The 5,120-nt window shown below is 60.9% G+C and carries 9 protein-coding genes; 2 read left to right on the top strand and 7 right to left on the bottom strand.

Annotation, left to right across the window (positions count from 1 at the left end):
* Positions 1–210: 210 nt before the first annotated feature.
* The 7 genes from RMO51_RS08120 to RMO51_RS08090 all read right to left on the bottom strand — a co-directional run bounded on the left by RMO51_RS08120 (position 211) and on the right by RMO51_RS08090 (position 4,194).
* Entirely contained in the window at positions 211–1,545 is a 1,335-nt protein-coding gene (locus tag RMO51_RS08120) for a hypothetical protein (protein WP_310393662.1), read from the bottom strand.
* Positions 1,546–1,737, bottom strand: a complete 192-nt coding sequence (locus RMO51_RS08115; RefSeq protein ID WP_310393659.1) for a hypothetical protein — start codon at positions 1,735–1,737, stop codon at positions 1,546–1,548.
* Entirely contained in the window at positions 1,734–2,078 is a 345-nt protein-coding gene (locus RMO51_RS08110) for a hypothetical protein (protein ID WP_310393657.1), read from the bottom strand. Before RMO51_RS08110 ends, RMO51_RS08115 begins: the two co-directional genes overlap by 4 nt.
* A gap of 179 nt (positions 2,079–2,257) precedes the next feature.
* Positions 2,258–2,620 carry a hypothetical protein gene (locus tag RMO51_RS08105; RefSeq protein ID WP_310393655.1) on the bottom strand — a complete coding sequence of 121 codons (363 nt, stop codon included), beginning with the start codon at positions 2,618–2,620 and terminating at the stop codon, positions 2,258–2,260.
* Positions 2,621–2,642: 22 nt separating this feature from the next.
* Complete coding sequence (locus tag RMO51_RS08100; protein ID WP_310393653.1) at positions 2,643–3,134, bottom strand: DUF4468 domain-containing protein; 492 nt, start codon at positions 3,132–3,134, stop codon at positions 2,643–2,645.
* Between the two features lie 335 nt (positions 3,135–3,469).
* Positions 3,470–3,691: a DUF2158 domain-containing protein gene (locus RMO51_RS08095; protein ID WP_310393652.1), complete on the bottom strand. Its 222-nt coding sequence runs from the start codon at positions 3,689–3,691 to the stop codon at positions 3,470–3,472.
* 20 nt (positions 3,692–3,711) lie between these two features.
* Entirely contained in the window at positions 3,712–4,194 is a 483-nt protein-coding gene (locus RMO51_RS08090) for a helix-turn-helix transcriptional regulator (protein WP_310393651.1), read from the bottom strand.
* 132 nt (positions 4,195–4,326) lie between these two features.
* On the opposite strand from RMO51_RS08090, the gene RMO51_RS08085 reads away from it, so the two are divergent.
* Positions 4,327–4,563 carry a hypothetical protein gene (locus RMO51_RS08085; RefSeq protein ID WP_310393650.1) on the top strand — a complete coding sequence of 79 codons (237 nt, stop codon included), beginning with the start codon at positions 4,327–4,329 and terminating at the stop codon, positions 4,561–4,563.
* Entirely contained in the window at positions 4,564–4,908 is a 345-nt protein-coding gene (locus RMO51_RS08080; protein ID WP_310393647.1) for a hypothetical protein, read from the top strand.
* The last annotated feature ends 212 nt before the right edge of the window (positions 4,909–5,120 follow it).

The raw sequence follows: 5,120 nt of genomic DNA, 5'->3' as shown, positions 1-5,120 counted from the left end.
GTGGTCGGGCAGCTCGGGCAATAGCAGATTGAAGCTGAGAAAAAACAGGAACGACGACAGGCACATCAGCCAGAAGCCCAGGGCGTAAGTAGGGCGCGGTTTGGCGGGCTGAAAAGGGGATTTGAAGGTGCTCAAGGTGCTTTTGCTGTATCAGGGTGCGCCAGGATAGGCCGGGGTTTACACGAATCTGCCACCCTTTTTGCCACCCTTTTAGGCTGCCCTGCGGGCCGTTTTCCGGTACCAGGTCAGCAGCTCGCCCTCGTCGATGCCGAGGTAGCGGTTGAAGCTGGCCTCGGTTTGGTGGCCGGTGGTCATCATCACCTGGGAACGGGGCACGCCCTGGGCGATTTTGAGGGTGGCAAACGTCTTGCGGCCGGTGTGGAAGAGCACCGGCAGGCGCGTGATGCCGGCCAGGCACTGCACGTGCGGCAGGTAAAGGTACGGGTCCACGACCCGGGGCAGGCAGCGTTTCGGGTCCTGGCCGGCGTAGGAGCTCAGCAGCGAGGCCGGCTTGAACACGTCGTCGTCAAGCAGGGGAACGATGCAGGTCACGCCGGTCTTCTCGGCCTTCACCCGGGCCACGTCGCCGTGCAGCTGCTGCGGGCTCAGGTCGTCGGCGTCGCCGATGCGCAGGGCCGTGTAGGTGCAGAGCAGGAACTTGTCGCGCGCCAGGCGCAGGCGCCGCAGGTGCTCGGCGGTGGTAATCATGCGCCGGACGCCGGCGGTGGCCTGCTCGGGAAAGTGCTGCTGCACGTAGGCCCGCACGCCCGGGTCCGCAAAGTCAATGCCGGCGATGGCCAGCACTTCGTCCTCGGTGAAGGAGTTGACGAAGGTGTGGTGCTCGACGGGCTTGAGCACTTCCCGAAAGCGGCGCTCCACCGGGTGGCCTTCCTGGACGGCCCATATCAGGAAGGCCCGCACCAGGCCCAGGTAGTGGTTGTAGGTGCCGGGCCCGCGGCCCAGGTCCCCGAGCAGGTGGTTGCGGAAGGATTCGTTGAAGCGCGCATCGATGCCGGCGTAGGCGAGGGGCCGAGGGCTGGCCCGGGCAAAGCTGGCCAGGTCGGCCGCGGCGCGCCGGTGGTTCTGCACCACCTTCCTGTTGATGGCCTTGCCGGTGCGCCGGGAGATGCGGGCGGCCACCACCGTCTCCACCCAGTGCGCCATTTCCCCGGCCACGGAGCGCGCCGCCGGCACCGGTGGGCCCGGCACGTCCGGCAGCCCGCTGGCCGGAAAGGCCAGCAGCCGGTACCGCCGCTCGATGTCGGCTTTCATCGCCGCCTTGTCCAGCACCCGGCCGGCCATCTTGGCCTCGTGCGCGGCGGCGGTGGCCGCGTCGGTGTAGTGCTGGAGCACCGCGTTGACGTCCTCCAGGAAGGTGCGGGGCTTGGCTTTGGCCCGCTGCTGGCGGGCGTCCCAGTCCTTGGGCGCGCACTTCTGGCCGCTGCTCAGGCGCAGGCGCTGGCCGGCCCAGCAGAAGGTGAGCTGGATGCGGGCCAGGCCTTTTTTGCCGGTCCGCTCCGTGAGCAGCTGGCGGGTAACTTCCAATTAAAAGGCTTCCTGCATCCGCCTCAGAACTTCTTCGTAGGATTCTTTTGGATAATAAGATTTTGCGTCGGTCTTCTCCGAAACCAACAATTCAATCTTGCACCCTTCGCCGCTGGTGCGTACCGTTGCGATGGCGTTCAATGCAATGAGCATCGTGCTGCCGGAAATGGTGAGCTCAATAAAGCCTCTCATGGGTAAGAAATAAGGTGAGCGGAAGCAGGGGGACCGCTGAGGACGATGGTGTGAATGGTTTGGTGGAGCGTGCCGTAGTTGGTGCCCACCCAGTTGCCAGTGTTGGCGGATTCCCGAGGGCGGCTGAGCATCTCCCCTTCGCCGCAAAGCAGCCAGTGGGGGTTTACCTGGGGAATGGCCCGCTGCACGCGGGCCATGAGCTTGAGGCTGGGCGCCTGGGAAGGCTTGAGCACGCGCCGGGCGCGGCGCAGCGGCAGATCGAGCAGCAGGGCGAAATCAGCGGGGGAAAGGTGCAGGGCCAGGCAGAGGGAGCTGAGGCGGTCGGCGGCGCGACAGACCATTGAAGAAAGCGGGTAACAGTTGGCTTATGGGGGAGCAGGGTAGGGGCGAACGGTGAATACTGTGCCAGAAATGATGGCTTTTTTACCTTTCCCAGGTGGGGAATCAGGGCCTGCGCGCGGCCTTTCGGTAACGCGGTGAGGGTGAATTGGCCCGCGGGCTGCCTTCGGCGCGGGGCGGCTTAACGCGGCAAATAATTCCCATCACGGGAATCAGGGCCCCAGCCGCTGGAGAATAGCTTTAGGTTACACCATCCGTAGCCCAGGGCCAGGGTAACCAGGGTGCAGAAGAGGGGGAAGGTGGCGCGGAAATGGGCCGCTACCCCGCCGGCGGGAATCGGGCCGGCCAAAAAGGGTCCCCATTGGCCGTACATCCAGTGCGTTGTGCAGGCGATGATGGCCACGACGAGGCCCACGGTCAGCGCGCGGCACCAGGGGTCGAGCCAGAACTCAGAGGGCGGGCGGGGCGGCGGGGTGTAGTAAATGTTTTGGTTGCAATAACCGGTGTTGATGCCGATGTAGTTGCCGGAATTGAAGTTGGGCACGGCGGGAAAGAAAAGGAAAAGTCTAGAAATCACTCTTGTCTTTGGACTGGCCCGTCATTGCGGCCTGCAAATCGGCCAGCATGGCTTTGATGTCGGTGTCGGTGTTGCGGCGCAGGATGTTGTAGGATTTCTGAATAATGCCGTTCATCATGGGCATGGTGAAACTAGACTTCTCGTTTTCAAAGCGTCCAAATCCGAATTCGCCTTTTGGAGTGGGATTGACGTTGTTGAAATTGGTGACCTCGTATTTGTATTTGCCCTCCTTCAGGTAGATGCTGAAGGTGTGGTTTACCAAGCCCGCGTCACGACCACGGATGTAGGCATGGGTGTTGCCCTTGAGTATGATTTTCCCACTCTCCTTGTCTTGCATTTGCAGCACGTCGGGGGCCGATTTATAGCTTTTGACCACCCACTCGTAGGCGCGTGAATAAAGCTGGGCCTGGGTGGCACCTGCCACCTCAACGACGCCGGTGTACGTGACCATCTTCGACTCTGGGTCGATGGGTAGAATCATTGGTGAGTCGTCCTCCTTAACCTTTTGGGCATGTGCGAAAAGAGAAGCCAGGCATAAGGATATAATGAGTAGCAAGTGTTTCATGGGTAATTGAAAAATGGGTTGATGGGTTAATTGGGTTGGTTGTAGTGGCTGCGCAGCAGCGGGAGCAATTGGTGTCCTTTGCGCGAACGGTAGGGGAGGAGAGCTTTGCTGAAACCTCAACACCCCACTTATGATAACTGTAACCAAGTCGCGCCTGCGCAACGGCACCGAGTTCAACAGCGAGTTCACCATCCGTTTATTTGGCGTGGTTATTTTTCGCTACCGAGAGTAGGCCCGCCCCGCGCGGGTGCTTAGAGCACGGCCGTCCCACCGCTTGGTTTGCGTTTCGCCGGGTCGACTTTTTGCAAGGCCACGGCGGCGATGCCGTTCGCTTCTTTGGCGGGCGATTCGGCCGTCGAATAGTAGCACTTGACGGAAGCGCCGCTGTTGTAGACCTGGTAAACGGTCATGAGCGCGCCGCCCGATTTGAGTTGCACGACGTCGCCGGGCTGAAAGGTGGTAGAGTCTGCCATTTGTAGAAGTGGAGAACGGGTTAATTAGGTCGGTTGTACTGGCTGCGCAGCAGCGTGAGCATTTCGTCTTTCGTCTCGATTACCTGGTCCTTCATGCGCAGTTGGTCGCGCAGCATCCCGATTTCTTGCTGGGCCAGTTCCAGGGCGGCCTTGAGCTGCACCTCCACGGCCGTGCTGGCGCCCTGGCTTTGCCTGGAAATGCCGTGGTTGATGCCGACGCTGTTCCCGGAATTATTTTTTATGGGGTTCGACGGTAGTTCTACAGAATTCGGGTTTTTGGGTAGGAACGGCTGGCCTTCTCCGAGTAAGAGCCATGTTGGATTCGTGTCACTGAATCGCCGTATCAGCTTCTCTAAAAATTCTGAATTGGGCTTTGAGCCCCTGTCTATATAGTTGCGGGTGTTCGTGTCAGTCACGCCTATAGCCGAACTGAATGCTCTGACACTCATTCCAGACTTCTCGATAAGAAATTTTATTCGCTCATTAATAGTGAGTTCGCTCATTTAGTAACACTAATTGATAATTATTAAACGAATTCATTGCTATGAATTCGTTGCATCTCGTATGTTTGTGCCGTGAGCATAGGAAAGCACCTGCAATAAAGCAGATGGCTAACGAAAGCGCCCAAACACGACATGACCGAGAAGCAGAAATTTCTTCACCTCCTGGCCTTTGTTTGCGAAGACCTCTCCACCGACGCCGTGAACAAGGCCGTGCGGAGCGGACACGAGGCCAGCGCCACGCAGCTGATGGCCGTGCGCCACGGCCGCATCATGAACCTGAAGCTCCTGGTCGACCTGGTGCGTATCGGTTTGCCCGAATACGAGGTGCCCGCTGACCTGCTTCCCGCGCAAAAGCCGCAACTCACCTAAGTGGAAGCGCCCGCCCCCTATTACGCCCCCGGCCCCCGGAACCTGGCCGCCCCGCTCGCGGCCTGGCTGCGCACGCTCGGCTTCACGGCCACCGAGTACGGCACCACCGTGGCGGCGCACTGGGTGGGGGCACGGGGCGAGCACTTCCAGCTCGACTACGAATGGGTCGGCGGCCCGACCCCCGCGGCCACCTGCCGCCTGCGGGTGCTCTACGCCGGCCAGCACCTGTTCGAGACCTGTTTCACGGCCCAAAAAATCCGCCGCCTCAAAGAAGCCCGCTTGCTGCTGCTCGGCAACGTGCGCTACGCCAACGCCCGCGTGCTGGCCCTGTCGGCCCCCGTCTAGCCCTATTTAAGCCCTTTTTCATTCACCAACCGCTTTTTTTCTCACAACCATGATGACCCTCAACACCGACCCACCCGCGCCGCCGCAAGCGCCGCGCGGGGCCTGCATCCGCGATTACAGCGAGCTGATAAGCACCCTGCTGCCCTGCCCCGTCGTCCGGATGGCGGACATGGCCGAGCTGCGGCGCCGCGCGGACGAAATCAACCTGACGC

The organism is Hymenobacter sp., assembly GCF_031398885.1.
GTDB lineage: Bacteria > Bacteroidota > Bacteroidia > Cytophagales > Hymenobacteraceae > Hymenobacter.
This window is presented reverse-complemented; position numbering and strand designations above follow the sequence as displayed.

Bases quoted from the DNA above. Each gene is read 5' to 3' on its own strand.
- RMO51_RS08095 (WP_310393652.1), bottom strand. From the start codon at position 3,691: ATGGCAGACTCTACCACCTTTCAGCCCGGCGACGTCGTGCAACTCAAA.
- RMO51_RS08090 (WP_310393651.1), bottom strand. From the start codon at position 4,194: ATGAGCGAACTCACTATTAATGAGCGAATAAAATTTCTTATCGAGAAG.
- RMO51_RS08115 (WP_310393659.1), bottom strand. From the start codon at position 1,737: ATGAGAGGCTTTATTGAGCTCACCATTTCCGGCAGCACGATGCTCATT.
- RMO51_RS08110 (WP_310393657.1), bottom strand. From the start codon at position 2,078: ATGGTCTGTCGCGCCGCCGACCGCCTCAGCTCCCTCTGCCTGGCCCTG.
- RMO51_RS08100 (WP_310393653.1), bottom strand. From the start codon at position 3,134: ATGATTCTACCCATCGACCCAGAGTCGAAGATGGTCACGTACACCGGC.
- RMO51_RS08085 (WP_310393650.1), top strand. From the start codon at position 4,327: ATGACCGAGAAGCAGAAATTTCTTCACCTCCTGGCCTTTGTTTGCGAA.